We start from the raw sequence: 565 nt of genomic DNA, 5'->3' as shown, positions 1-565 counted from the left end.
GTACTCCAGTGACATTTTGAGATCATGAGTGGGATCTGCGCTGGTAGTGGCATCGGCGGGCGGTGGCCTGATGGCGGCGTCGCCAGTGTGACCAGTGCAGGATCTCCTCAATTCGACGGTGTCGGGTGAGGGTGAGGGCGGCCAGCAAGCGGCGGATCTCGGGCATGGTCAAGGGCAGGTGCTTTTCGTCGCCGTCGGGCTGGGATGCGGCCAGGGCCGCGAGGAAGGCCAGGGCGAGCATCGCCAGGGTGATGTGGCGGTGCCAGCCGTCCCAGCTGCGGACCTGGTAGTGGTCCAGCCCGACCTGGCCCTTGGCGGCCTGGAAGGACTCCTCAACTGTCCAGCGGATGCCGGCGATGCGCACCAGGGCGGCCAATGGAGTCGGCCGGGGTGCGTAGCAGCGGTAGAAGGCCAGTTCCCCGGTGGCCAGATTGCGGCGGATCAGCAACCACCGGTGACCGGGCCGGTGGGTGTCGATGCGGGTCCAGGCCCAGGCGTACCAGCGGTGCCCCTTGGCGCCGTGCCCGGCGCTGTAGTGGTGCCAGTGGTCGTCGGGGACGTGCGC

1 protein-coding gene is annotated in these 565 nt (G+C 68.7%); it reads right to left on the bottom strand.

All coding sequences use genetic code 11. The features are described 5' to 3' along the window. Window positions 1–22: 22 nt before the first annotated feature. A partial coding sequence (locus tag AP234_RS39335; protein ID WP_152990144.1) for a transposase occupies window positions 23–565 on the bottom strand: 543 nt, incomplete at its 5' end.

It is taken from the genome of Sphaerimonospora mesophila, assembly GCF_001417795.1.
Lineage (GTDB): Bacteria > Actinomycetota > Actinomycetes > Streptosporangiales > Streptosporangiaceae > Sphaerimonospora > Sphaerimonospora mesophila.
Note: the sequence above shows the minus strand (reverse complement) of the source record. Positions and strands in the feature narration are given on the sequence as shown.